Origin of the sequence: Glutamicibacter sp. ZJUTW (genome assembly GCF_008370855.1) — a bacterium.
GTDB lineage: Bacteria > Actinomycetota > Actinomycetes > Actinomycetales > Micrococcaceae > Glutamicibacter > Glutamicibacter nicotianae.
Genome location: NZ_CP043624.1, coordinates 3,311,337 through 3,334,954, shown reverse-complemented (window position 1 = coordinate 3,334,954; position 23,618 = coordinate 3,311,337). Strand labels below are relative to the sequence as shown.

Here is a 23,618-nt window from a genome sequence, read left to right as displayed (position 1 = left end):
GGGGTGTGGGATAGGTAACACTTGGGTTAGTGAACGTGGCGCGGAGCACACCGTGCCCCATCGATTTCCCAAGGAGCAGTTCCATGACGAGCACCCCAGCCATCTCGGGCGGATGCCCAATGGGCTTCGGCGCCGAAGCGCCGGCCGGCCATCACGGGTACGAGCCGTTTGCAATGGAGAACCCCTTCCCGTCCTACGCGAAGATGCGCAGCGAGCAGCCGGTCATGTTCGACGAGCGAACCGGCCTGTACGTGCTCACCCGCTATGACGACGTGAAGGCGGTCTTCGAAGACTGGGAGACCTTCTCCTCGGAGAACGCGCAGGCTCCTGTCCGCAAGCGCGGCCCGCAGGCCACCAAGATCATGAATGACGGCGGATTCACCACCTACTCCGGCCTGTCCGCCCGCCGCCCGCCGGAGCACACCCGCATCCGCGCGATTGCGCAGAAGGCCTTCACCCCGCGCCGCTTCAAGGCGCTGGAGCCGATGATCCGCGAGAACGTGCGCAGCGCCATCGAGCAGATGCTCGCCCGCGGCGACGGGCATGCGGAAATCGTGGCGGACCTGGCCTACTCGCTGCCGACCATCACCATCGTGACCCTGATCGGCGCCGACATCTCCAAGGTCGACACCTACAAGCGCTGGAGCGACTCCCGTGCGGCCATGACCTGGGGCGACCTCAGCGATGAAGAGCAGATCCCGCACGCCCACAACCTGGTCGAATACTGGGACGAATGCCAGAAGCTGGTCGCCGAAGCCCACGCAACGGAAGGCGACAGCCTGACTGCCGACCTGGTCAAGGCGCAGAACGAAGGTGCGGAGATCACCGATCACGAGATCGCCTCGCTGCTCTACTCGCTGCTGTTCGCAGGCCACGAGACCACCACCACGCTGATCTCCAACTGCGTGCGCGTGCTGCTTGAGCACCGCGACGCCTGGGACGCGCTGGTTGCCGAGCCCAAGCAGATCCCCAAGGCCATCGACGAAGTGCTGCGCTATTCCGGCTCCATTGTCGGCTGGCGCCGCAAGGCGCTGAAGGACACCGAGATCGCCGGCGTGCAGATCCCCCAGGGTGCAGAACTATTGCTGCTGATGGGATCGGCTAACCGCGACGAATCCCGCTTCGAGAACGGCGAGGACTTCGACATCACCCGCGCCAACGCCCGCGACCACCTGTCCTTCGGCTTCGGCATCCACTACTGCCTGGGCAATATGCTCGCCAAGCTGCAGGCGAAGATCGCGCTGGAGGAACTGGCCAGCGCGCTGCCGAACCTCCAACTAGTGGATGGCGATGCCATCACCTTCCGCAAGAACATTTCCTTCCGCGTCCCCGATTTCGTGAACGTCACGCTGAACGCGGATGCCGATTCGCTGAAAGAGGCCTAGAGATGAGCAACAACGAATTCATTGAGTTCTTCGACGGCGGCAAGGAACCGACCCTCGACTCGCTGGGCGGCAAGGGCGCCTCCCTGGTCACCATGACCGCAGCCGGCATGCCGGTTCCCCCGGGATTCGTGGTCAACACCGAAGCCTTCCGCACCTTCATGCACTCGGGCCTCTCCGAAGAGATCGCCGAGCAGCTCAAGGGACTGGACCCGGAGGACGTGCAGGCCGCTGACGCCGCCAGCGCGGCCATCCGCGAAATGATCATCTCCCGTCCGGTCCCCGAAGAGCTGGGCAACGCGACGAGGGAGGCCTACGCGCAGTTGCAGTCCCGCTTCGAGAGCGAGGTGCCGCTGGCGGTGCGTTCCTCGGCCACCGCGGAGGACCTGCCCGACGCCTCCTTCGCCGGCCAGCAGGACACCTACCTCTGGCTCAACGGCTACCGGGAGGTGGCAGACCATATCCGCGCCTGCTTCGCCTCGCTGTACACCACCCGTGCGATCATCTACCGGATCAAGAACCAGATCCCCGACGAAGGCTTGTGCATGGCGGTAGTCGTGCAGAAGATGGTCAACGCCAAGAGTGCAGGCGTGGCCATGACCCTGGACCCCACCAACGGCGACCGCTCCAAGATCACCGTGGACGCCTCCTGGGGCGTGGGCGAAATGGTGGTCTCGGGAACTGTCACCCCGGATAACATCCAGCTGGACAAGGTCACCCTGGCAGTGATCCACGAGCATATCGGCGACAAGCATGCCGAGATGGTCCCCGACGCGGCAACCAACACCCTGGTGGAACGCGACGTGGAGGAAGCACGGCGCACCGTGCGCTGCCTGTCCGATACCGAACTGGCAGCCGTGGCCCAGCTGGCCAAGCGCGCCGAGAAGCACTACAAGGCGCCGCAGGATATCGAATGGGCCATCGACGCCGACCTGCCCGAGGGCGAAAACCTGCTGCTTCTGCAGGCCCGTCCGGAAACGGTCCATTCGGCCAAGACCCCGGAAGCCAAGCCCAAGAGCACCGGCTACTCCTCATCCCTTGGATTCGGATCCATCACCGCATCGCTGACCAAGATCAGCGGCTAGCACGCATCGCAATTCCCACCCGAGCCTTCCCTTACCCCTTGAAAGGGTGCATGACCATGACAATGAAGTCGTTCCCCAAGCCATCCGATTTGCCGGTGCCAGCAGGTGCCGAAGGATGGGAAGAGATCTACCCGTACTACCTGGTGTTCCAAGACGAGCTCAAGGAGCAGGAAGACGCCAAGTTCTGGTTCTGCGACTCACAGCACTGGCCAACGGTCTTCAAGCCCTTCGAGACCATTGGCGGCGAATTCGCGGTCAAGTGCCTGGGCCAGTACAACGCCCGCCACCTGATGATCCCGAACGCCAACGGCATCGACTTCCGCATCCACCAGGGCTACCTGTACATGTCCCCGATCCCGGTGCCCGATGAGCAGATCGCCGCGCGCGTCCCCGAATTCGAAGCACGCATCGGCCACTACTTCGGCGACTGGGAGAACAAGCTGGCCGCCTGGCACACCAAGGTCAAGGGCACCATTGCCGATATGGAAGCGCTGCGCTTCGACCCGCTGCCCGAAATCGTCCCCTTCGAGGACATCGAGAACGGCGTGGGCAAGGACGGCTCGCAGGTCCTGCTGGAGAACTACGACGAGCTGATCTCGCTGACCTACCAGAACTGGCAGTACCACTTCGAATTCCTGAACCTGGGCTACATCGCCTACCTGGACTTCTTCAACTTCTGCAAGGAAGTGTTCCCCAACATCCCGGACCAGTCCATCGCCACCATGGTGCAGGGCGTGGACATGGAACTCTTCCGCCCGGACGACGAGCTCAAGGCGCTGGCGCTGCTGGCAGTCGAGCTCAAGCTGTCCGAGCTCTTCTCCAACACCGACGACCCGGCCGCCACCCTGGCCGCCATCGCCGCCGCACCCGGCGGAGAGCGCTGGATCGCGCAGTGGGAAGAAGCCCACGAGCCATGGTTCAACTTCACCATCGGCAACGGCTTCTACGGCCACGACAAGTACTGGAATGAGCACCCGGAAATCCCGCTGGGCTTCATCGCCGACTACATCCGCCGCGTCGAGGAAGGCGCGCAGATCCTGCGTCCCACCGAAAAGCTGATCGCGGAGAAGGAACGCATCGTCGAGGAATACGCCGACCTGCTCGACGGCGAGACCGCACAGGTCTTCGAGGCCAAGCGCGCGCTGGCAGCCACCGCCTACCCGTACGTGGAGAACCACAACTTCTACATCGAGCACTGGACCATGGGCGTCTTCTGGCGCAAGGTCCGCGAGCTCTCCCGCATGCTGGCCGATGCAGGGGTCTTCGAGGATCCAGGGGACCTGCTCTACCTGGGCCGCAACGAGGTGCGCGACGTGCTCTTCGACCTGGTCACCTCCTTCGGCATCGGGGCCGGCGAGCCGATCGCCGCGGTGGCCCTGCCCAAGAAGATCGCCAAGCGCCGGCAGATCGTCGACGCGCTGAAGACCGCGCGCCCGGCCCCGGCGCTGAACACCCCGCCGGAATCGATCACCGAGCCATTCACCCGCATGCTGTGGGGCATCACCACCGAACAGGTGCAGTCCTGGCTGGGCAATGACGAGGACGCCCAGGAGAACGTGCTCAAGGGCATGGCCGCCTCGCCAGGCACCGTCGAGGGCGTGGCACGAGTGGTCATGCACGCCGACGAGCTGGGCCAGATCCAGCCGGGCGAAATCCTGGTGGCGCCGATCACCGCGCCGAGCTGGGGCCCGATCTTCGGGAAGATCAAGGCCACGGTCACCGATATCGGCGGCATGATGTCGCACGCGGCGATCGTCTGCCGCGAATACGACCTGCCTGCGGTCACCGGTACCGGCAGCGCCTCGACCACCATCAAGACCGGCGACCGCCTGCGGGTGGACGGCGGCAAGGGAACCGTGGAAATCCTGGTGGACAGCCCCGTGCTGACCGGGCCTTCAGCCCATTCCCACAACCACGGCTAATTCCGTCCCGGTACCCCAAGCCGGGATCACCCCGGGTGCCGGCCCGTCCCAGGGCCGGCACCCGCCCAAGAATCTCCAACTGACGAAAGGCACGATCCATGAGCAGCTCACCTACGGTGCTGATCACCGGGGCCGCCGGCGGACTGGGCCGGGCCTTCGCCCTCGGGTTCGCCGAACGCGGCTACCAGGTAGCCGCCGCCGACATCGATTTGGCAGGCACCGAGCAAACCGTGCAGCTGGTCCGCGAAGCCGGCGGGCAGGCGCAGGCCTTCGAAGTGAATGTCACCGACCCGCAATCCACCGAGAAGATGGCGGCCGGCGCCGCGGAATTCGCCGGCGGACGCATCGACGTGCTGATCAACAACGCGGCGATCTACGCCACCGTGACCCGCTCGCTGTTCGAGGACATCGACCCCGGCGAATGGGACAAGGTCATGGGTGTGAACCTCAAGGGACCATGGATGGTCACCCGCGCGGCCTCCCCGTTCCTGGCCGCCGGATCCCGCGTGATCAACCTGGCCAGCGCCACCGTCTACTCCGGCTCCGAGCAGTGGGCCCACTACGTGGCATCCAAGGGCGGAGTCATCGCCCTGAGCCGGGTGATGGCCAAGGAACTGGGGCGGCGCGAGATCACCGTGAACACCATCGCCCCGGGGTTCACCCTCACCGAAGCCAGCCTGGGGCTGATGGAAGACGCCGCCAGCTACGGCGTGGACCGCGGAGCGCTGAAGCGGGCCAGCCAGCCGGCCGACATCGTCGGCGCCGCGCTCTTCCTGGCCGGCCAGGACTCATCCTTCATCACCGGGCAGACCCTCGTCGTCGACGGCGGACGCCAATTCATCTGACAACACGCTTCAACCCACAATACTTCAATCACTTAAAGAGGAGTGATCATCATGGCGACAGTCAATTTCACCGATTTCGAAGGCAACGCACGCAGCGTTGAGGCCAACACCGGCGATTCGGTGATGGAAACCGCTGTGCGCAACGGGGTCGAAGGCATCGTCGGCGAATGCGGCGGTTCGCTGTCCTGCGCCACCTGCCACGTCTTCGTTGCCGACAGCGATCTGGAATCGCTGGAGCCGATGAGCGAAATGGAAGACGAGATGCTCTACGGCACCGCGGTAGACCGCGAAGAGAACTCGCGCCTGTCCTGCCAGATCAAGCTGTGCGAAGGGCAGAGTATCAACGTCACCACCCCGGAAACGCAGGTATAGCCATGAACACCGCCACCGCAGTCTCCACCGCCGGCGCCCCGGCCCCGGCGGCGCACACCGCCACCGGCCTGCTGATCATCGGCGCATCCCAGTCCGGCGTCCAGCTGGCGATCTCGCTGCGCGCACTGGGCTATACCGAGCACATCACGCTGCTCGGGGACGAGGGCCACCGCCCTTACCAGCGCCCGGCGCTGTCCAAGGAATTCCTGCAGGACAAGATCGGCAGCGAGTCGCTGATCTTCCGTTCCAACGACTACTGGGACGAGCACAACGTCACCCTGGTCAAGGGCGAACGCATTCAGGACATCGACTCCAACCCGGATGGCTCCGGGGTTGCCGTGGGCAGCTCCGGCATCCGCTACCCCTACACCCGCCTCGCGCTGGCGGTCGGCGCCCGCCCCCGCCGCTTCGAGGCTGAAGGCAGCGACCTGCACGGCGTGGTGTACCTGCGCAACGCCGATGACGCACTGCATCTGAAGGACCTGGCCCCGAATGCCACCGATGTGGTGGTCATCGGCGGCGGATTCATCGGACTGGAAGCGGCCAGTTCGCTGCAGGCCATGGGCAAGAAGGTCACCGTGCTGGAATACGGCCCGCGCCTGGTCGGCCGTGCGGTCGGCGAAGACACCAGCGGCTACTTCCTGCGCAAGCACCGCGAACGCGGGCTCGACATCCATCTGGAAGCCCGGGTGCGCAAGATCCATGGCGCCGACGGCCAGGTGAGCGCCGTCGAGCTGGAAACCGGAGAGGTGATCGACGCGCAAATCGTGCTGGTCGGCATCGGTGTCATCCCGAACACCGAACTCGGCGAGAAGCTCGGCCTGGACATCGAGAACGGCATCGTTGTCGATCACGCGGCCCTGGCCTCGGATGGCCATACCCTGGTGGTCGGCGACGTGGCGAACATGCCCAACCCGGTCCCCTCAGCGCCCGAGGGCGAACGCATCCGTTTGGAGTCGGTGAACAACGCCGTGGAGCACGCCAAGGTGGCAGCCTACGCCCTGATGGGCCAGCGCGAAGCCTACGCCGGCATCCCGTGGTTCTGGTCAAACCAGGCCGACATGAAACTGCAGATCGCCGGCCTGTCCTTGGGCTTCGACTCCACCGTGAAGCGCGAAGTCCCGGAGAAGGGCAAATTCACCGTGCTGTACTACCGCGACGGCCGGATCATCGCCGCCGACTGCGTGAACGCGCCGCTGGACTTCATGGCAGTGAAGCAGGCTTTGGCCGCCGGGAAGAACATTGACCCGCAGGCCAGCGCCGATCCTGCCGTCCAACTCAAGACCCTGATTGCCTGAGGACATCATGACTACTTTGAATGACACCCGGCCACTGCCCGCGCAGGGCACCATCAACACCTCGCCGATTGCGCTCGATGAGCACCTCGACGGCGAGCTGGATGCGATCTGGGCCGCAGTGGAACCCGAAACCCGGGCCCGCGGCAACGACATCCACCTGCCGATTTCCCTGTCCTTCGCCCGCCGCCTGTGCGACGCCTACCCGGACGCGGACCGCACCCTGGTGCTGGTCTCCACCTTGCTGCACGACACCGGCTGGGCCCACGTGGATGAGGACAAGATCATCTCCGACGGCTTCCGCGGGGACTGGCGCAAGGCAGATATCCGCTTCCAGCATGAGCAGGAGGGCTGCGCAGTGGCCAGGCGCGTGCTGCCGCCGCTGGGCTATGACGCAGAATTCGTCGAGGCGGTCTGCGCGATCATCGACGGGCATGACACCCGTGCCGAGGCGTATTCGCTGGAGGACGCGCTGATGCGCGACGCGGATCGGCTGTGGCGCTTCGACCATGCGGGCATTGCGCTGGCTTCGGGCTGGTTCGGCCAGGACCCGAGCACCTACACCGACCGGCTGGAAACCGAGATCATCCCGGAGCTGATCACCGAGGCTGCGGTCGCCATGGCAACCGCCGACCTGGCCCGTTCCCGTTCGCTGCTGCGCACGAAGGTGCTGCGATGATTACGGCCGCAACCACGCGCGAGCAGCTGGCGATCCCGTACCGCCACGTCGACACGCATTTCATTGACGGTCAATGGGTCCGCTCCGCCGGAACCGAACGCATTGAAGTCACCGACCCGGCTACCGGGAAAGTCTGGGGTTCGGTGCCTGCAGGCAATACCCGGGATGTCGAGCGCGCGGTGGGAGCCGCGCACTCAGCCTTCCACGGCGAGCAGTGGCGAAGCTATTCGCCGTCGGACCGTGCGGCGCTGCTGCTGCGCATCGCCGAGGAAGTCGAAGCCCGGGCCACCGAGCTCTCGCTGACCAATACCTTGGAGAACGGCTCCCCGGTGTCCGAAACCGGTGGAGCGGCGGCCAATGCCGCTGGCATCTTCCGCTACTTCGCCTCGCTGGCACCGATGCTGGAAAACGAGGACTTGCGGCCCTTCCCGAACGGGGCAGGGGAGTCCCTGGTGCGCCGCGACCCGGTTGGGGTCTGCGCGCTGATTGCCCCGTGGAACTTCCCGATCAACCTGATGGTGATCAAGCTGGCTCCGGCGTTGCTGGCCGGGTGCACCGTGGTGATGAAACCGGCGTCGCCCACGCCGCTGTCCTTCCGCATCATCATGGATGCGATGGCTGCCGCCGGGGTGCCGGCAGGCGTGGCGAACCTGGTCACCGGGCCGGGCCGGATGGGAGATGAACTGGTCCGCCATCCGCTGGTCTCCAAGGTGGCCTTCACCGGGTCCACCCCGGTGGGGCGCAAGATTGCCGCGGCCTGCGGTGAGCTGCTTCGGCCGGTCACCCTGGAACTGGGAGGCAAGTCCAGCGCGCTGGTGCTGCCGGATGCGGACCTGGACGTGCTCAGCTCGCGGCTGATCCGCTCATGCATGCGCAACACCGGGCAGACCTGCTACATCTCCACCCGGATCCTGGCTCCGGCGCAGCGCTATGGCGAGGTCGTCGAGGCGGTGCGTGCAACGATCTCCGGCGGAATCCAGGGGGACCCGCTGAAGCCGGACACGGTGTTCGGCCCCTCGGCCAACAAGAGCCAGTTCGAGACAGTGCTCGGCTACCTTGAGGCAGGCCATGCCGAAGGTGCGCAGGCGGTCACCGGTGGACGCAAGGCCACGATGGGCGGAGACCTGGCCGGTGGCTACTTCATCGAGCCGACGGTCTTTGCCGACGTCACCCCGGATATGAGGATTTCCCGCGAGGAGATCTTCGGGCCGGTGATTACCGTGCTCAAGTACCAGGATGAGGCCGAGGGCATTGCGCTAGCGAACAACACCGAATTCGGGTTGGGCGGACTGGTCTTCAGTGCCGATGAGCAGCATGCGGTGCAGGTCGCTGACCGGATCGATTCAGGCAGTGTGGGCATCAACTTCTTCGCTTCGAACCATGCGGCGCCATTTGGCGGCCGGCACGACTCGGGCCTGGGCGCCGAATACGGTCCCGAGGGTCTCTCGGCGTACCTGAGCTACAAGTCGATTCATCGCGAGGTCCGCTAGCAAAACACCTACCGGAAAGCATGGCGGCAGGACGTTTCAGGCCCACTGGGTCTGAGGCGTCCTGTTGCCATTTTCGGGTGCTGGAACCGAATCGCGGATACCTGCGAAAATCGACAAAATTACAGGTCAAATACCATAAATGCGGTTTGCTAAGAGGGCTTCCGCTGGGTGGAAGATTGCCATGGTGCTTCGGCGTGGAAGGAAGCAGGATTGCTGTTAGCCCTCAACGTGTCCCGCATCACAATGACGCGTGGATGAGGAAACTTTTCCGGATCATCGGCAGCGACAGCGCAGTTGACGCTCGAAGATCACGCCACCCAGCTAAGGAGCCCCAGGATGCAGTACCACCACGACGGATATGTCGGCCGCAATCCCCGGATCAGGAATGCAGAAGGAACGGGCCTGAATCGCAGCGCCGAACTGCCTGAGACGATGGATGTGCTCATCGTCGGCGCCGGGCCGGCCGGCATTGTCCAGGCTGCCCAGCTGACCGAATACCCCGAAGTCCACACCCGCATCATCGAGGCCCGCCCCCAGCGGCTGGCCGCAGGCCGTGCCGATGGACTGTTCCCGCGCAGCTGCGAAACCTTCCAGGCCTTCGAGTTCTACGACGAGATTGCCCACGAGGCGGCGCATATGCGCGAGATGAGCTTCTGGGGACCGCACCCGGAGAACCCGGCAGAAATTGCCCGTGGAGCCCGCGCCGATGACCCGCCGGCCTATGTCAGCGAATTCCCGATCCTCACCGTCAACCAGGCCCGCGTCATCGACTACTTCGCCGAGCGCGCCGAAAACGGCCCGGCTCGCATCAGCATCAACTACGGCGTGGAGTTCCTGGACCTGGTGGTCCACGAAACAGGCGAGTACCCGGTTCAGGTGCGCATCAACGACGAGCACGGCATCGAACGCACCGTGCGCGCCAAGTACGTGGTCGGCTGCGACGGCGCACGCAGCAAGGTGCGCAGCTGCATCGACGTCGAGGTCGTCACCGACCCGGCCGACCAAGCCTGGGCGGTCATCGACATGCTGGCCAACACCGACTTCCCCGATTTCCGCACGCGCAGCGGCATCCAGTCCGACAAGGACGGATCGATTCTGCTGATACCCCGAGAAGGCGGCTTCCTGACCCGCTTCTACGTTTCGCTGGAAACCCCGAACGACGAAAACCGGGCACGGATCCGCGCCACCACCGCAGAAGAAGCCATCGCCCGCGCCAACCGCATCCTGCATCCATACTCGGTGGATGTGCGCGAGGTGACCTGGTTCAGCATCTACGAGGTGCGCCACTCGGTGGCCCAGAGCTTCGACGATGTTGCCGCGAAGAACGACCCGTCGCTGAACCCGCGGGTGTTCATTGCCGGGGACGCCTGCCATACGCACAGCGCCAAGGCTGGCCAAGGCATGAATGTCTCCATCCAGGATGGGTGGAACCTGTCCTGGAAGCTGGGCCAGGTGCTGACCGGGCGCAGCGACGAGTCCCTGCTGAAAACCTACAACGAAGAGCGCCAGGACGTTGCGCAGAAGCTCATCGACTACGACAAGGAATGGTCGGCGATGATGTCGCGCAGCCCGGAGGAAATGGAGGGCCCGCACGAGATCGTCGACTTCTTCGTGAATACCGCCAACTTCCCGGGCGGCTTCGACACCAGATACGAGCAGTCCTCGCTGACCGGCGGCACCGATCACCAGAAGCTGGCCGAAGGCTTCCCGGTGGGCATGCGCTTCAAGTCCGCGCAGGTCTCCCGCGTGTGCGATACCACCACGGTGCACCTGGGGCACCACTTCCGTGCCGATGGGCGCTGGCGGCTCTACGCCTTTGCCGACGAATCGGGGCAGGAGGTTGCCGCGCTCGCCGACTGGCTGGAGCATTCCGCCGATTCGCCAATCACCGCGTACACCGCTGAGGGCCAAGATATCGACAGCGTTTTCGATGCCAAGGTGATCTACCAGCAGGATTACCACGACGTGGACATCAACAAGGTGCCGCGGCGGTTCCTCCCGAAGGTGGGCCAGGCGCAGATCATGGACTGGGAAAAGGTCTACACGGCGATCGGGCACCAGGACATCTTCACCGAGCGCGGGATCGACCGGGCAGGTGCCCTGGTCGTCGTCCGCCCGGACATGTATGTAGCCCAGGTGCTGCCGCTGGCTGCCCGTGCGGAACTGGCCGAGTTCTTCGCGCAGAACATGGCATCGCCGAAGGTGCCTGAATTCTCCTGATCTTCGCCCGGCTGTGCAGCAGCAGGTTGCCCCGGTGTCCCTAGGGCCCGGGGTAACCTGCTGTCCAGAACATGTCGGGACTTCTTGGCGGCGTGGCGGTTGAAGATGACTGTTGCAGTGCGGGCAGATGCGTCTCCAGCGAGCAGGATGCAGGGGCTACTTCGTGGCAGTGTGCGGCCGGGGGCTGGGAAATGGTCCGAAAATCAAGGAAACCCCGGTGCCGAAGCACCGGGGTTTCCTTTTGTCATCACTCGCACCTTCATGAGGTACTTATTACTCTAGAACGGCTGACTGTGAGCTCGCTGGGTTGAGCCTGCCATTTGGCTTGGCATTCAGCGGCTCGCCAGGCCGGCGGTCGCCGGGACCATCGGAAAGCCGGTTACGGTCTTGGGCCGCGGGGGAGCGTAGGTGCGCACCTTGGAGGTGCTCAGCCCCATGCGAACCAGTGATTCGGCGATGGTTACCGCCGCACGCACGCCATCGACAATCGGCACGCCGGTGGCCAGCCGCACCTGGTCCTCCAGCTCGGCCATGCCGCCGCAGCCCAGGCAGATCACTTCGGCCTTGTCCTGCTCGACCGCTTGGCGGGATTGCTCGACAATGGCCGCCACCGCGCGCTGCGGATCGGATTCCAGTTCCAGCACGCCCAGCCCGCTGGCACGCACCGAGGCGAGCCGGTCGGTCAGGCCAGCCAATTTCAACCGGTCCTCGATCAGCGGCACCGTGCGGTCCAGCGTGGTAACCACCGAATACTTGTGGCCGAGGAATTGGGCGGTGGAGGCGGCGGCTTCGGTGATGTCCACAACCGGGACATCCAGCAGCTCCTGCAGGCCCTCGCGGCCGTGCTCCCCGTAGCCCGCCTGGATGACCGCGTCGAAAGGCTCGGTGTAGCGGACCACCTTGTCCATTACGGCGATGGCGGCCAGATAGCTTTCGAAATTGCCTTCGCAGGAATCGGCCCCGAAGTCCGGGGTCAGTTCGACGATTTCCGTGCCTGGCGAGGCGACCTGCCGGGCGGAATCCCCGATGGCGCGGGTCATGGATTGCGTGGTATTGACGTTCAGGATCAGAATGCGCATGAGTAGTCCTAGTGGGTTGGTGCCACGGCGATCGGCTCGCCATCGATGTCTGCCAAATCGTGCTGGCGCTTGGCCAGGGCCAGGTAGGCCAGGGCGCCGGCGCCCGAACCCAGGAACCAGGCGAACGGGCCAACAACGTGCAGGGCGGGAACGAAGGCCAGAACCAGTGCGATGATCGAGCTGATCACCAGCGCTCCGACGGCCCGGTAGTTCACGCCGCGGGTGAAGTAGTAGGTGCCATCGGCATCCGAGCGGTACAGGTCCATGACGTTGATCCGGGCTTTGCGGATCAGCCAGTAGTCGGCCATGATGATGCCGAACAGCGGGCCGAGCAGCGCGCCCAGGCCGCCCAGGAAGTAGTTGATGATCTCGGGGGAGTTGTACAGGTTCCAAGGCAGGATGACCAGTCCGATGACCCCGGAGATCAGTGCGGCGGCACGGAAGTTCAGCTTCTTCGGGAACAGGTTGGTCAACGCGTAGGTCGGTGCGACGAAATTGGCCATCAGGTTCACCGCGATGGTCAGCACCAGCAGGGCGGCGGAGGCCAGCAGCAGCAGCACGGTGTTCGGGATGGCTCCGACGATATCCGATGGCGAGGTGATGACCTGGCCGTTAATGGAGAACTGCGTGCCGGTGAGCACCACCACGATGGCACCGAAGAACAGCATGTTCAGCGGAATGCCGAAGAAATTCCCCTTGACGATGGCTTTCTTGGAGGATGCGCCGCGGGTGAAGTCGCAGAAATTCAGGACGAAAGTGCCATAGATCGAAACCCACAGGGCGGCCGCACCGAACATCGCGGTCCACATCTCGACGCCGGACTTCGGCTCGCCGGTGCTCATCGACACGTTGAAGCCGGATTCGAACAGCATCCAGATAGCCAGGCCCAGGAAGGTGACCAGGATGACCGGGCCGGCGAAGGCCTCGTACTTGCGGATCATTTCCATGCCGTAGCTGACGATCACCAGCTGCACGGCCCACAGGAACACGAAGCAGATCCAGCCAAGCGTATTCAGCCCCAGGAAGCTGGTCTGCTCCAGGGCCGCGGAGCCCGGCGCCACGGCGATCACCATGACCGAGAGGACCTGGGCGGCCAGGTAGGTCTGGATGCCGAACCAGGCGATGGCCACGGCCCCGCGCAGCAACGCCGGGATCTGGGCGCCGGTGATGCCAAAGGCGATGCGGCTCATCACAGGGAAAGGGACGCCGGTCTTCTCGCCCATGAACCCCGAGAAATTCAGCAGTGCGAAGAGCAGGACCGCTCCGATGCCCAAGGCGCCGAGGATCTGCCAGCCGCTCATGCCCAATGCGAAGAGCCCGATGGCGAAGGTGTAATTGCCCAGCGAGTGCACGTCGTTGGCCCACAGGGTGAAGATGCTGTAGGAGTTCCAGGTGCGTCCCTTGCGGGTGGCTGGTGCCAGGTCCTGGTTGTAGAGCGAAGCGCTCAGTTCGAAGGGATTGACCCGGTCGATAGCGGGCGGGTTTTCCTGCGGTGCGTCCATGGGCACCATTTCAGGGGTCTTTTGCGACATGATGGACATCCTTGTCAAAGGGTCATGAATCCGGGCACGGCGCATCCGGGCGCACTGCAGCAGGGAAAATGACAAATCTGGGGGAAGCGGAACGTTGAGTGCAACGGCCCGTGCCTGCCGTGCGGGGGCGCAAGGCAGCGAGGCGGGCCCGCTTACGGGTAGATCGGCTGTCCGAAATTAGCGTAGAACTCGGCCGGCGAGCCGAGAAGCGGCATGGCCGGGCGTGGTGCCGCGGCGAGCCGCTGCACGCTGTGCGTGAAGCACGATGGATAAAGCATGGCTGCTCCTGAGCTAGGTAGTCACTCCGAGATATGTGCCAGGTGAGTACCGACCACTGTATGCGCTGGATCACATTATCGCAATAGAAGATGATAATTTCGCAGGGCGATATTTCATGGGATTTCCGGAACACTCTTATTGATTCCGCAAACCCGCAGGTGGGCGACGCTTTGCCCGGGTTGCGCAGAATCCCGCGACCGCGAGAACGCTGTGAATTCAGGCTTTTGCGTACCTTTTTTACGCAGTGGCAAATTGCCGGGAAACCTTCTTGACAGTGATCGGCGTCTCGTTCTAGAGTTTTCATAAAGCAAAAGCTAACTTCCATAAAGCGGAATTATTGGAAGGCGTTCTTGAAGGGAAATCCAGTGTCCTACACTCTGAACTGCTCGATCCTCCTCACCGAGTTGCCCCTGCTGCAGCGCGCGGATGCCGCCAAGCAGGCAGGTTTCGACAGCGTCGAATTCTGGTGGCCATTCAACGAAGCAGCGCCTTCCGATAAGCAGATCGACGAATTCGTCGCCTCGCTGGCCAACGCCGGCGTCCAGCTCGACGGACTGAACTTCTTCGCCGGCGACATGCCGGCAGGCGACCGCGGCCTGGTTTCCTGGCTGGGACGCGAAGCCGAATTCAAGGACAACATCGATGCCGTAGTGGCCATCGCCGAAGCAACCGGCTGCAAGGCCTTCAACGCCCTGTACGGCAACCGCATCGAGGGTGCCGACCCGGCGGCCCAGGACGCACTGGCCTTGGAGAACCTGGTGGCCGCGGCCCAGGGCGTGGCCAAGGTGGGCGGCAGCGTGCTGATCGAGCCGGTCTCCGGCACCGAAGCCTACCCGCTGAAGACCGCGGCCCAGGCGCTCGCTGTCGTCGACGCCGTCAAGGCCCAGGGCGAAAGCAACATCGCGCTGCTGGCAGACTTCTACCACCTGTCAGTCAACGGCGATGATGTGCCCGCCGTCATCGAGGCGCATGCCAAGGACTTCGGCCACATCCAGATCGCCGACGCGCCAGGCCGCGGAGCTCCGGGCACCGGGAGCCTGCCGCTGCTGGACTGGATCGCCCGCTCCCGCGAGCTGGGCTACAGCGGCAACGTCGCCCTGGAATACAAGCAGGACGCCGCCACAGCCTTCGACTGGATGCAGACCGCCAGCAGCAACGCAACCGCCTAGAGAACACCTTTCGCACAAGACTTTTTGGAGAATCACATGTCGCAGAACATCGCCTTCATCGGACTGGGAATCATGGGCCTGCCGATGGCAAAGAACTTGGTCAACGCCGGCTACAACGTCACCGGCTACAACCGCAGCGACAAGGCCGGCAATGAGCTGGCAGCCGCTGGCGGCACCAAGGCCGCATCGATCGCGCAAGCAGTGGCCGACGCCGACGTCATCATCACCATGGTCCCGGACTCCCCGGATGTCCAGGACGTCACCCTCGGCGCGGAAGGCGTCTTCGCCAACGCGAAGCCCGGCGCCCTGTGGATCGACAACTCCTCGATCCGCCCGGACGTCGCAGTGCAGCTATCGGACGCGGCCCGCGAAGCAGGCGTGCGCCCGCTGGATGCCCCGGTCTCCGGCGGCGAAGCAGGAGCCATCGAGGGCGTGCTGTCCATTATGGTCGGCGGCGAGCAGGCGGACTTCGACGCCGCCAAGCCGGTACTGGAAGCAGTGGGCAAGACCATCGTGCTGGTGGGCCCCTCGGGCTCTGGCCAGACCGTCAAGGCGGCCAACCAGCTGATTGTCGCCGCCAACATCCAGGCATTGAGCGAAGCGGTGCTGTTCCTCGAAGCCTACGGCGTGGACACCGACGCCGCAGTCAAGGTCCTCGGCGGCGGCCTGGCCGGCTCCAAGGTGCTTGACCAGAAGGCCCAGAAGATCCTGGACCGCGAATTCACCCCGGGCTTCCGCCTGGCCCTGCACAACAAGGACATGGGCATCGTGACCTCCGCCGCCCGCGAAGCCGGCGTAGTGCTTCCGCTAGGTGCACTGGTGGCCCAGCTGGTTACCTCCACCGTCGCCTCCGGTGACGGTGCACTGGATCACTCCGGGCTGTTCCGCGGAGTGCAGCGCCTGGCCGGCAAGGTCGAGGCCCCGGTTCCTGCCTAGGGAATACCACCCCAGGGCACACTGACTTCCTGCGGCGGGGAGGCCAAGGTATCTCCGCTTCCTCGGATGCTGGCCGCGCAATTGCGGGCCCGGCCGATGCAGGCCGCTTGATGACACGGCAAGCTGCCAACGCAGGCCCCGCCCGCCGCGCAATGGGCTTTGTTCCAGCTCATTGCCGGCATCCGATGCTCAAGGAAACGGCGTTGTGGTGACTCATGCACCTTCCGCCCCGCCGCAGGTTTCCTTATCTTTCTCCCAAGCTTTCTCCCAAGCAACCCACCTGCACCCTTGCCGGTGCTCCTAAGGACGTGACTGAAATGCCAAAGATGCGCGCAGTAGATGCCATCGTACAGATCCTGCAGAAGGAGGGCGCCACCGAGGCCTTCGGCCTGCCCGGCGCCGCCATCAACCCGCTGTACTCGGCCATGAAGGCCCACGGCGGCATCCGCCACACCCTGCACCGCCACGTCGAGGGCGCCAGCCACGCGGCCGACGGCTATTCGCGGGCCACCGGCAAGATCGGGTTGTGCCTGGGCACCTCGGGCCCGGCCGGCACCGACATGATCACCGGCCTGTACGCCGCGATTGCCGACAGCATCCCGATGCTGTGCATCACCGGACAGGCACCCACCAGCGTGCTGCACAAGGAGGACTTCCAGGCAGTGGACATCGAGTCCATCGCCAAGCCGGTCACCAAGTACGCCTCCACCATCCTGGAGCCGGGCCTGGTGCCGGGCACCTTCGCCAAGGCCTTCCAGATCATGCGCTCGGGCCGTCCCGGCCCGGCGCTGATCGACCTGCCGATCAACGTGCAGATGGCCGAGATCGACTTCGACATCGACGCCTACGAGCCCTTGGCTTCATCCAAGCCGCAGGCCACCCGCGGCCAGGCCGAGAAGATGGTGGATTTGCTGCTCGGCGGCAAGAAGCCGATCATCATCGCCGGCGGCGGAGTGATCAACGCCAACGCGAGCGACAAGCTGGTCGAGCTGGCCGAAGAGCTGAACATCCCGGTCTCCCCGACCCTGATGGGCTGGGGCGCCATCCCTGATGACCACCGACTGCAGTCGGGCATGGTGGGCATCCAGACCCACACCAAGTACGGCAACGCGACCTTCCTGGAATCCGACGTGGTGCTGGGCCTGGGCAACCGCTGGGCCAACCGCCACACCGGCGACCTGGAGACCTACCGTGCCGGGCGCAAGTTCATCCACGTGGACATCGAGCCCACGCAGATCGGCCGTGTCTTCTCCCCGGATCTGGGGATCACCTCGGATGCCGGCGCCGCTATCGATGCCATCCTGGAAGTGGTGCGCGAGCGCAAGGCCGCCGGCACCCTGCCGGACTACTCGGCGTGGGCCGATGAGGCCACCGCCCGCAAGTCCACCGGGCACCGCAAGACGAACTTCGACAACATCCCGATCAAGCCGCAGCGCGTGTACCAGGAGATGAACGCCGCGTTCGGCCAGGACACCACCTACGTGTCCACCATCGGCTTGAGCCAGATCGCCGGCGCGCAGATGCTGCACGTCTACGGCCCGCGCAAGTGGATCAACGCTGGCCAGGCCGGCCCGCTGGGCTGGACCGGACCGGCCGCCCTGGGCGTGGTGCGCGGCAAGCCGGGCGAGAAGGTCGTGGCCCTCTCCGGCGACTACGACTTCCAGTTCATGATCGAGGAACTGGCCGTCGGCGCGCAGTTCAAGCTGCCGTACGTGCACGTGGTGGTCAACAACTCCTACCTGGGCCTGATCCGCCAGTCGCAGCGCGCCTTCGAAATGGATTACCACGTGTCGCTGGGCTTCGATAACATCAACTCCCCGGAAACCAACGGCTACGGCGTGGACCACGTGAAGGTCGCCGAAGGCCTGGGCTGTAAGGCGGTGCGCATCGAGGATCCAAGCCAGCTGGCTGCCGGATTCGCGCAGGCCAATGCGCTGGCCGAAGAGCACCAGGTGCCGGTCGTGGTGGAAGTGATCCTGGAAAAGGTCACCAACATCGCCATGGGCGCGCAGCTGGATGCCGTCAATGAATTCGAAGACCTGGCCCTGGATGCCGCGGATGCGCCCACCGCGTTGGTTCCGCTGGCAACCTCGGCCGCTGTGGGTGCCTGAAAGGGAAGTCGTCGCTGACCTGCACCCCGTAACGTTGGGCGCGAGGCACCGGTTCACCATTTCGGGTGTGCCTCGCGCCACAACAATCCAGGTTCGGCATAGAGCTGCCGAGCACCAAGAAACCTGAGCTATCAACGAGTAGGAACGCCTCATGAGCATCAACGAAGCTGTCGGACGCGCATCGACCCAAGACACTACCGGAACTATCTTTGACCTGGTGCTGCGCGGGCAGCAAGTGCTGGCCGGGCAGGACATCGCGCCGCGCGAAATCGGCGTGCGCGATGGGAAGATTGTCGCCGTTGAGCCCTACGGCACCGGTCTGTCCGGTACCCGCGTGATCGAGGTGGCCGCCGACGAGGTGCTGCTGCCCGGGCTCGTTGATACGCATGTGCACGTGAACGAGCCAGGGCGCACCGAATGGGAAGGCTTCGAATCGGCCACCAAGGCCGCGGCCGCCGGTGGCGTGACCACCATTGTGGATATGCCGCTGAATTCCATCCCGCCCACGGTGAACCTCGAAGCGCTGGAGATCAAGCGCGAGGCCGCTGGCAAGAACGCCTACGTGAATGTCGGCTTCTGGGGCGGCGCCATCCCGGGCAACAAGAAGGACCTGCGCGAGCTGCACGAAGCAGGGGTTTTCGGCTTCAAGTGCTTCCTGCTGCACTCGGGAGTGGACGAGTTCCCGTCCTTGAGCGTTGACGAGATGGAAGAGGACATGGCCGAACTGGCCTCCTTCGACTCGCTGATGATCGTGCACGCCGAGGACGCCGAGATCATCGACAACTCCCCGCAGCCGGTAGGCGGCAAGTACGCCGGATTCCTGGATTCGCGCCCGCGCGATGCCGAGAACACCGCCATCGCCCAGGTGATCGAACGTGCCCGCACCACCGGGGTGCGCGCCCACGTGCTGCACCTGTCCAGCTCGGATGCGCTGGAAATGATCCGCGAGGCGAAAGCCGAGGGCGTGAAGCTCACCGTGGAAACCTGCCCGCACTACCTGACCTTGCTGTCGGAGGACATCCCCGACGGGGCCACCGCTTTCAAGTGCTGCCCGCCGATCCGCGAGAATGACAACCGCGAGCTGCTCTGGAAGGGCCTGGAGGAAGGCGTTATCGACTGCATCGTTTCGGACCACTCGCCATCGACCATCGATCTGAAGGACGTGGAGAACGGCGACTTCGGTGTCGCCTGGGGTGGCGTGGCGTCGCTGCAGCTGGGCCTGCCGCTGATCTGGAGCGAGGCGAAGCAGCGCGGACTGAAGCTGGAACAGGTTGTGCAGTGGATGGGCGTCAACCCGTCCAAGCTCGCCGGCCTGGGCGCCAAGGGCAGCATCGAGGAGGGCAAGGACGCCGACTTCGCGATCTTCGCTCCAGAGGACACCTTCGAGGTGGACGTGCAGAAGCTTCACCACAAGAATCCGATCTCCCCGTACCAGGGCAAGACCCTGCACGGCGTGGTGCGCCGCTCGATCATTGCCGGCAATGACGTGGACTTCCAGACCCCATCCGGCCAGCTGATCCGCCGCGAGCACTAGGCACTGGGAAATGGCTTCGGCATCCTGCAAAAGGGCAGGATGCCGAAGCCTCTTTTGCGGGGAATTCCTAGTCGATCAGGCGCGACGCAACACCGGTGTTTGGCACGTATTCATCGCGTGGTTGCTGGGCGTCCGGGAAGTCCGTAACAAACGCATATCGATTGCCGTGTCCTGGCCCATTCCAACAACGCAGCCCATAGACTGGCAGCCACGCGGGGATGAAGCAGACGCAACTCTAGATACAGGAATTGGGTATGGACACGATTACTGTTGCATCGGTGCTGACCCAGGAAGTCGAAGACCTGTCCTTGGGCGAGGTTGTCCAGGCGTCGGTAGTCCTCGGCCTCGTGGTCTTGGCAGTGTTGCTGGCCTTCGGCATCAAGACCTATGTCCACTGGCGTCGCCAGTTGAAGAACGCCAAGCGTATCGGAGTTGCCCCGCCAGCTGGTTTCACTTGCCCCGGCAGCAAGGGGCATCAGCATCGGGCACCGCGACTGGACGTGCTCTCAACCCTCGGGGATCTGCGTCGGCCGGAAACCTTGAAACGCAGTTTCGAGGATGGCAAATGACGCCAGCGGTCCGGCCTGCCGCAACGCGGTGGTTAGCCAACGGCGGGATTGGCGACGGCCAGTTCATCGTCACGTTGGATGCTGTCCGCGGTTAGGATCTAGGCATGGCAGAAAATTCCGTTCCTGACTTGCCTCCTGTCAATGCTGAAGCTGCCCAGAAGATGTGGTCCGAGTATCTGGGGAGCAAGGGGATTCCGCTGGCTGATGCGCCGCATCATGTAGCCGAATCGTTCGGGGATAACCCTGCGCTTGCCGATGAGCTGCTACACGAAATGCTGCACGGAACCAAGCGGGCGACTTCATCTCTGGCTAGCGACTACGCCTATTACAACGAACGCGTCCCGCAGCCTGAAGACCACTGCATCGTTTGCGACGGCGACGGTCAGCCGCGAGCAATCTTGCGCGTGCTGTCCGTCGAGCGCGCATCGTTCTTCGAGGTGGATGCCCAGTTTGCCGCAGCTGAGGGCGAAGGTGATCTCTCGTTGGAATACTGGCGCGCAGAACATGAGAAATTCTGGCGCCGAACGCAAAAATCAATTGGTGTCGATTGGAAACCTGAAGACACGCTCCAACCCGGGGGAGAGCTGGTCCTGGAACGCTTTGAACTTTGCTGGCCAATGGAGCATGCCGACTAGCCGGACCAAGTTCGTCACGCCGGCCTGCGGTGAAGAATGCGCAGGCGTAGGGTGGAAGCAGAGGGTTTCCCTATCGTCGAAACCCGGTCACGAAAGGTTGAACATGTCGATTGCCGTCATCAATGCCCTATCGGTTCCCGGCGAAGCCGGACCGGAACTGGAGAAGCGTTTCGCCGCTCGCAAGCATTCGGTGGATTCTTCGCCGGGCTTCGAGGGGTTCAAGCTGCTGCGTCCGGTCAACGGTGGAGACAAGTACTTCGTGTACACCCAGTGGGCCACCCGCGAGGACTTCGAGAACTGGCGCGCGCAGCGCGCGGATGCGGCGCATGCCGGCAACGATGCCAAGAAGCCGGTGGCCACCGGCGCTGAACTGCTGGAATTCGAGATCGTAGAACTTTAGGCACTCCCGAATCCAGAAACGTCTCGATGCCATTGCGGTATCGGGGCGTTTTCTGCCTCCAGGATCGGCGACTATCTTTTCCACTTTTCCTGGCGCCGTGCGGAATCGGCCAGCAGTGCCACGCCGAGTCCGATGCACAGCAGGGCACCGAGCAGGAAAGTCATGTTGATGCTTTCGGGACTGGCCTCGCCGTTGAGTCCCGGGTGGGTGGCGATGATTGCCGCGGAAATCGCCGTGCCGAAGGAAGAGCCCACGGTACGCAGCACCTGGTTGAAGCTTACGGAGCTGCCCAGTTCCTGGGTCGCCACGCTGCGGGCAATCAATGCCGGCATCGCCGCGTAGCTTGCGCCCATGCCGATGCCGAAGACCAGCATGCTCAGCAAGATCTCCCAGAGCTCCGCATGGAGCAGCCAGAGCATGGTTCCAGCAGCTGCCATGATGATCGCCCCAATGGGAAGCATGACCTGCATGCCAACGCGCTTTGCCAATACCCGAACCGTGCGGTTGGCGGCCAAGCTGCCTACCGAGAGCGGGAAGATCACAAATCCTGCCCAGAAGACCGGGAGGCTCAGCCCGTATCCTGTTGCGGTATCCGCTTGGGCTACCAGTGACGAGACGGACATGGCGATATACAGTGCCGCGCCCAGGGCGATGGCCGAGATATTGGCCAGGAGGACTTCGCCCTGCTTCAGTGTGCGAAGGTTGATCAAAGGGTGGTCCAGGCGGATTTCCACCCGTACCCAAAGGGCCAGCACGATGATTGAAAAAGCGGCCAGTGCGAGGGTGGTCCCAGAGACCCAACCCCATTTGGGTCCCTCGGATATGGTCAGCAGCAGGGAACCGAGCCCCACCGCCAGCAAGCAGGAGCCGGCGAAGTCGAAGGGGTGCTGCTCTGCGCGGCCATCGGGGCCCGAGGGGACGACTTTCCATACAACGAAGATGGTGGCCAGCACGAATACCGCACCAAACCAGAAGGCGAAGGAGTAGTCGAAAATGCCGGCGATGATGCCGGTCAGCGGATAGCCGATGCCGATTCCGGAGGCAACGGTCACCGACAGGGTAGAGATGGTGTTCTGCGCGTGCTCGGGAGGCACGTAGCGCCGGGCAATGGCGATGGTGACAGGGACAATGCCGTAGGACAGGCCCTGGAGCACGCGTCCGGCAAGAAATACCCCGAAGGTTGGCGCGGCCGCCGCCATGACCGAGCCGACGAACATGGTTGCAAGCGAAGCGAGCAGCAGCCGCTTCTTATGCGGTCCATCGCTGAGTCGTCCCATGATGGGTGTTGCCACGGCGCCGGCCAGGAGATTCACGGTGAGCATCCACTGGGCGGTGGCAACGTCGACGTCGAAGCGCTGGGAAATCGAGGGGACCAGCAGCATGCCCAGCGAGGAGACGATGGCAGTGGCGAGCGCGGCAAAGACCAGCGTCGGCACCAGCGGATTTCGGGCGGTTGCGGTGCGATTCATGGGCGGACCGCCGTGTTGATCTTCTTCAGTGCAGGCAAGGCGGCACGGATCAGGGAAATCTCTTCATCGCTCAGGTTCTCGCCGATGGCTTGCATCAACGCTCTCTGGCCCAGCTGGATTTCATGCTCCAGCTTTTGCCGGCCAGCATCGGTGAGCTTGAACCAGAGCTTGCGCCGGTCGGCTTCATCCCGGTGCCGCTCAATCAGCCCGAGGCCTTCCAACTCCTTGGTGGTCAGCGAGATGGCTTGCTGGCTGACCCCGATGGCCTGCCGCATCCGGGCGGCACTTGCCCGGCCTTCGGTGGCCAGGGTGTGCAAAATGCCCAGCTTGCCCGGGGAAATGGACCGGGCTGTGCGTATCAGGCTCAGCAGCGGCGACAACGCTTCATACAACTGCTCTGGAAGGTCTGACGACTCTTGCTCAAATTCCATAGGTACAGAATACAATTAACTTGTACAAGCGTCTTGTGAAACTATTCGTGAGATAGGGCACCGCGTCCTGGGCTCGGGCAAACGCCTTCCAGATCCTGCGCATTAACGAAGGGGTGGCGCGAATGGGGTAGTCGCAAAACAGGGCGGCAAAAAATCCTTGACCCGAGTTCGGGAGGTGCCCTAA

21 protein-coding genes are annotated in these 23,618 nt (G+C 63.9%); 16 read left to right on the top strand and 5 right to left on the bottom strand.

Annotated features, from left to right (window positions below; translation table 11 throughout):
- Positions 1 to 83: 83 nt before the first annotated feature.
- The 9 genes from F0M17_RS15645 (at position 84) to F0M17_RS15605 (ending at position 11,290) form a co-directional block, all read left to right on the top strand.
- Entirely contained in the window at positions 84 to 1,385 is a 1,302-nt protein-coding gene (locus tag F0M17_RS15645; RefSeq protein ID WP_038992926.1) for a cytochrome P450, read from the top strand.
- Between the two features lie 2 nt (positions 1,386 to 1,387).
- Complete coding sequence (locus tag F0M17_RS15640) at positions 1,388 to 2,467, top strand: PEP/pyruvate-binding domain-containing protein (RefSeq protein WP_038992927.1); 1,080 nt, start codon at positions 1,388 to 1,390, stop codon at positions 2,465 to 2,467.
- 56 nt (positions 2,468 to 2,523) lie between these two features.
- On the top strand, positions 2,524 to 4,389 hold the full coding sequence (locus tag F0M17_RS15635) for a PEP-utilizing enzyme (RefSeq protein ID WP_149597783.1): 1,866 nt from the start codon (positions 2,524 to 2,526) through the stop codon (positions 4,387 to 4,389).
- A gap of 98 nt (positions 4,390 to 4,487) precedes the next feature.
- Complete coding sequence (locus F0M17_RS15630) at positions 4,488 to 5,234, top strand: SDR family NAD(P)-dependent oxidoreductase (protein WP_149597506.1); 747 nt, start codon at positions 4,488 to 4,490, stop codon at positions 5,232 to 5,234.
- A gap of 51 nt (positions 5,235 to 5,285) precedes the next feature.
- On the top strand, positions 5,286 to 5,606 hold the full coding sequence (locus F0M17_RS15625) for a 2Fe-2S iron-sulfur cluster-binding protein (protein ID WP_066143457.1): 321 nt from the start codon (positions 5,286 to 5,288) through the stop codon (positions 5,604 to 5,606).
- A 2-nt stretch (positions 5,607 to 5,608) separates the two neighbouring features.
- Positions 5,609 to 6,904 carry an NAD(P)/FAD-dependent oxidoreductase gene (locus F0M17_RS15620; RefSeq protein WP_149597505.1) on the top strand — a complete coding sequence of 432 codons (1,296 nt, stop codon included), beginning with the start codon at positions 5,609 to 5,611 and terminating at the stop codon, positions 6,902 to 6,904.
- Positions 6,905 to 6,911: 7 nt separating this feature from the next.
- Positions 6,912 to 7,580, top strand: coding sequence for an HD domain-containing protein (locus tag F0M17_RS15615; RefSeq protein ID WP_149597504.1), 669 nt, complete (start codon positions 6,912 to 6,914; stop codon positions 7,578 to 7,580).
- The gene (locus tag F0M17_RS15610) at positions 7,577 to 9,070 is read left to right on the top strand and encodes an aldehyde dehydrogenase family protein (protein ID WP_149597503.1); all 1,494 of its coding nucleotides are present in this window, start codon (positions 7,577 to 7,579) and stop codon (positions 9,068 to 9,070) included. Before F0M17_RS15615 ends, F0M17_RS15610 begins: the two co-directional genes overlap by 4 nt.
- 336 nt (positions 9,071 to 9,406) lie before the next feature.
- Positions 9,407 to 11,290, top strand: a complete 1,884-nt coding sequence (locus tag F0M17_RS15605; RefSeq protein WP_149597502.1) for an FAD-dependent monooxygenase — start codon at positions 9,407 to 9,409, stop codon at positions 11,288 to 11,290.
- 332 nt (positions 11,291 to 11,622) lie between these two features.
- Here F0M17_RS15605 and F0M17_RS15600 read toward each other — a convergent pair whose 3' ends face one another.
- The 3 genes from F0M17_RS15600 to F0M17_RS17780 form a co-directional block, all read right to left on the bottom strand.
- Positions 11,623 to 12,369 (bottom strand): aspartate/glutamate racemase family protein, encoded by a 747-nt coding sequence (locus F0M17_RS15600; RefSeq protein ID WP_038992932.1) that lies wholly within the window; start codon positions 12,367 to 12,369, stop codon positions 11,623 to 11,625.
- 8 nt (positions 12,370 to 12,377) lie between these two features.
- Positions 12,378 to 13,871, bottom strand: a complete 1,494-nt coding sequence (locus F0M17_RS15595; protein ID WP_246857195.1) for an NCS1 family nucleobase:cation symporter-1 — start codon at positions 13,869 to 13,871, stop codon at positions 12,378 to 12,380.
- Between the two features lie 182 nt (positions 13,872 to 14,053).
- Positions 14,054 to 14,179 carry a hypothetical protein gene (locus F0M17_RS17780; protein WP_255372330.1) on the bottom strand — a complete coding sequence of 42 codons (126 nt, stop codon included), beginning with the start codon at positions 14,177 to 14,179 and terminating at the stop codon, positions 14,054 to 14,056.
- A 366-nt stretch (positions 14,180 to 14,545) separates the two neighbouring features.
- Between F0M17_RS17780 and F0M17_RS15590 the strand changes: the two genes are divergently transcribed.
- From F0M17_RS15590 to F0M17_RS15560, 7 genes are all read left to right on the top strand, one after another.
- Positions 14,546 to 15,349 (top strand): hydroxypyruvate isomerase family protein, encoded by an 804-nt coding sequence (locus F0M17_RS15590; RefSeq protein WP_149597501.1) that lies wholly within the window; start codon positions 14,546 to 14,548, stop codon positions 15,347 to 15,349.
- A 24-nt stretch (positions 15,350 to 15,373) separates the two neighbouring features.
- Positions 15,374 to 16,285, top strand: a complete 912-nt coding sequence (locus tag F0M17_RS15585) for a 2-hydroxy-3-oxopropionate reductase (RefSeq protein WP_256370186.1) — start codon at positions 15,374 to 15,376, stop codon at positions 16,283 to 16,285.
- 317 nt (positions 16,286 to 16,602) lie between these two features.
- A complete protein-coding gene (gene gcl, locus F0M17_RS15580) occupies positions 16,603 to 18,396 on the top strand; it encodes a glyoxylate carboligase (protein ID WP_149597499.1) in 1,794 nt (597 codons plus the stop codon).
- Between the two features lie 151 nt (positions 18,397 to 18,547).
- A complete protein-coding gene (gene allB / locus F0M17_RS15575; protein ID WP_149597498.1) occupies positions 18,548 to 19,930 on the top strand; it encodes an allantoinase AllB in 1,383 nt (460 codons plus the stop codon).
- A gap of 254 nt (positions 19,931 to 20,184) precedes the next feature.
- Positions 20,185 to 20,499 (top strand): hypothetical protein, encoded by a 315-nt coding sequence (locus tag F0M17_RS15570; protein WP_073707052.1) that lies wholly within the window; start codon positions 20,185 to 20,187, stop codon positions 20,497 to 20,499.
- Between the two features lie 104 nt (positions 20,500 to 20,603).
- Positions 20,604 to 21,134 carry an ASCH domain-containing protein gene (locus F0M17_RS15565; protein ID WP_038992938.1) on the top strand — a complete coding sequence of 177 codons (531 nt, stop codon included), beginning with the start codon at positions 20,604 to 20,606 and terminating at the stop codon, positions 21,132 to 21,134.
- Positions 21,135 to 21,237: 103 nt separating this feature from the next.
- A complete protein-coding gene (locus tag F0M17_RS15560) occupies positions 21,238 to 21,534 on the top strand; it encodes an antibiotic biosynthesis monooxygenase (RefSeq protein ID WP_149597497.1) in 297 nt (98 codons plus the stop codon).
- A gap of 71 nt (positions 21,535 to 21,605) precedes the next feature.
- Here the strand turns inward: F0M17_RS15560 and F0M17_RS15555 are convergent, their stop codons facing one another.
- Together F0M17_RS15555 and F0M17_RS15550 are read right to left on the bottom strand one after the other, a co-directional pair.
- On the bottom strand, positions 21,606 to 23,003 hold the full coding sequence (locus tag F0M17_RS15555; RefSeq protein ID WP_038992940.1) for an MFS transporter: 1,398 nt from the start codon (positions 23,001 to 23,003) through the stop codon (positions 21,606 to 21,608).
- Positions 23,000 to 23,434, bottom strand: coding sequence for a MarR family winged helix-turn-helix transcriptional regulator (locus tag F0M17_RS15550; protein ID WP_149597496.1), 435 nt, complete (start codon positions 23,432 to 23,434; stop codon positions 23,000 to 23,002). The genes F0M17_RS15555 and F0M17_RS15550 overlap by 4 nt, the downstream gene beginning before the upstream one ends.
- Between the last annotated feature and the right edge of the window lie 184 nt (positions 23,435 to 23,618).

Coding starts and splice junctions, on each gene's coding strand:
- F0M17_RS15645 (WP_038992926.1), top strand. CDS start 84: ATGACGAGCACCCCAGCCATCTCGGGCGGATGCCCAATGGGCTTCGGC.
- F0M17_RS15640 (WP_038992927.1), top strand. CDS start 1,388: ATGAGCAACAACGAATTCATTGAGTTCTTCGACGGCGGCAAGGAACCG.
- F0M17_RS15635 (WP_149597783.1), top strand. CDS start 2,524: ATGACAATGAAGTCGTTCCCCAAGCCATCCGATTTGCCGGTGCCAGCA.
- F0M17_RS15630 (WP_149597506.1), top strand. CDS start 4,488: ATGAGCAGCTCACCTACGGTGCTGATCACCGGGGCCGCCGGCGGACTG.
- F0M17_RS15625 (WP_066143457.1), top strand. CDS start 5,286: ATGGCGACAGTCAATTTCACCGATTTCGAAGGCAACGCACGCAGCGTT.
- F0M17_RS15620 (WP_149597505.1), top strand. CDS start 5,609: ATGAACACCGCCACCGCAGTCTCCACCGCCGGCGCCCCGGCCCCGGCG.
- F0M17_RS15615 (WP_149597504.1), top strand. CDS start 6,912: ATGACTACTTTGAATGACACCCGGCCACTGCCCGCGCAGGGCACCATC.
- F0M17_RS15610 (WP_149597503.1), top strand. CDS start 7,577: ATGATTACGGCCGCAACCACGCGCGAGCAGCTGGCGATCCCGTACCGC.
- F0M17_RS15605 (WP_149597502.1), top strand. CDS start 9,407: ATGCAGTACCACCACGACGGATATGTCGGCCGCAATCCCCGGATCAGG.
- F0M17_RS15600 (WP_038992932.1), bottom strand. CDS start 12,369: ATGCGCATTCTGATCCTGAACGTCAATACCACGCAATCCATGACCCGC.
- F0M17_RS15595 (WP_246857195.1), bottom strand. CDS start 13,871: ATGGACGCACCGCAGGAAAACCCGCCCGCTATCGACCGGGTCAATCCC.
- F0M17_RS17780 (WP_255372330.1), bottom strand. CDS start 14,179: ATGCTTTATCCATCGTGCTTCACGCACAGCGTGCAGCGGCTCGCCGCG.
- gcl (WP_149597499.1), top strand. CDS start 16,603: ATGCCAAAGATGCGCGCAGTAGATGCCATCGTACAGATCCTGCAGAAG.
- allB (WP_149597498.1), top strand. CDS start 18,548: ATGAGCATCAACGAAGCTGTCGGACGCGCATCGACCCAAGACACTACC.
- F0M17_RS15570 (WP_073707052.1), top strand. CDS start 20,185: ATGGACACGATTACTGTTGCATCGGTGCTGACCCAGGAAGTCGAAGAC.
- F0M17_RS15565 (WP_038992938.1), top strand. CDS start 20,604: ATGGCAGAAAATTCCGTTCCTGACTTGCCTCCTGTCAATGCTGAAGCT.
- F0M17_RS15560 (WP_149597497.1), top strand. CDS start 21,238: ATGTCGATTGCCGTCATCAATGCCCTATCGGTTCCCGGCGAAGCCGGA.
- F0M17_RS15555 (WP_038992940.1), bottom strand. CDS start 23,003: ATGAATCGCACCGCAACCGCCCGAAATCCGCTGGTGCCGACGCTGGTC.
- F0M17_RS15550 (WP_149597496.1), bottom strand. CDS start 23,434: ATGGAATTTGAGCAAGAGTCGTCAGACCTTCCAGAGCAGTTGTATGAA.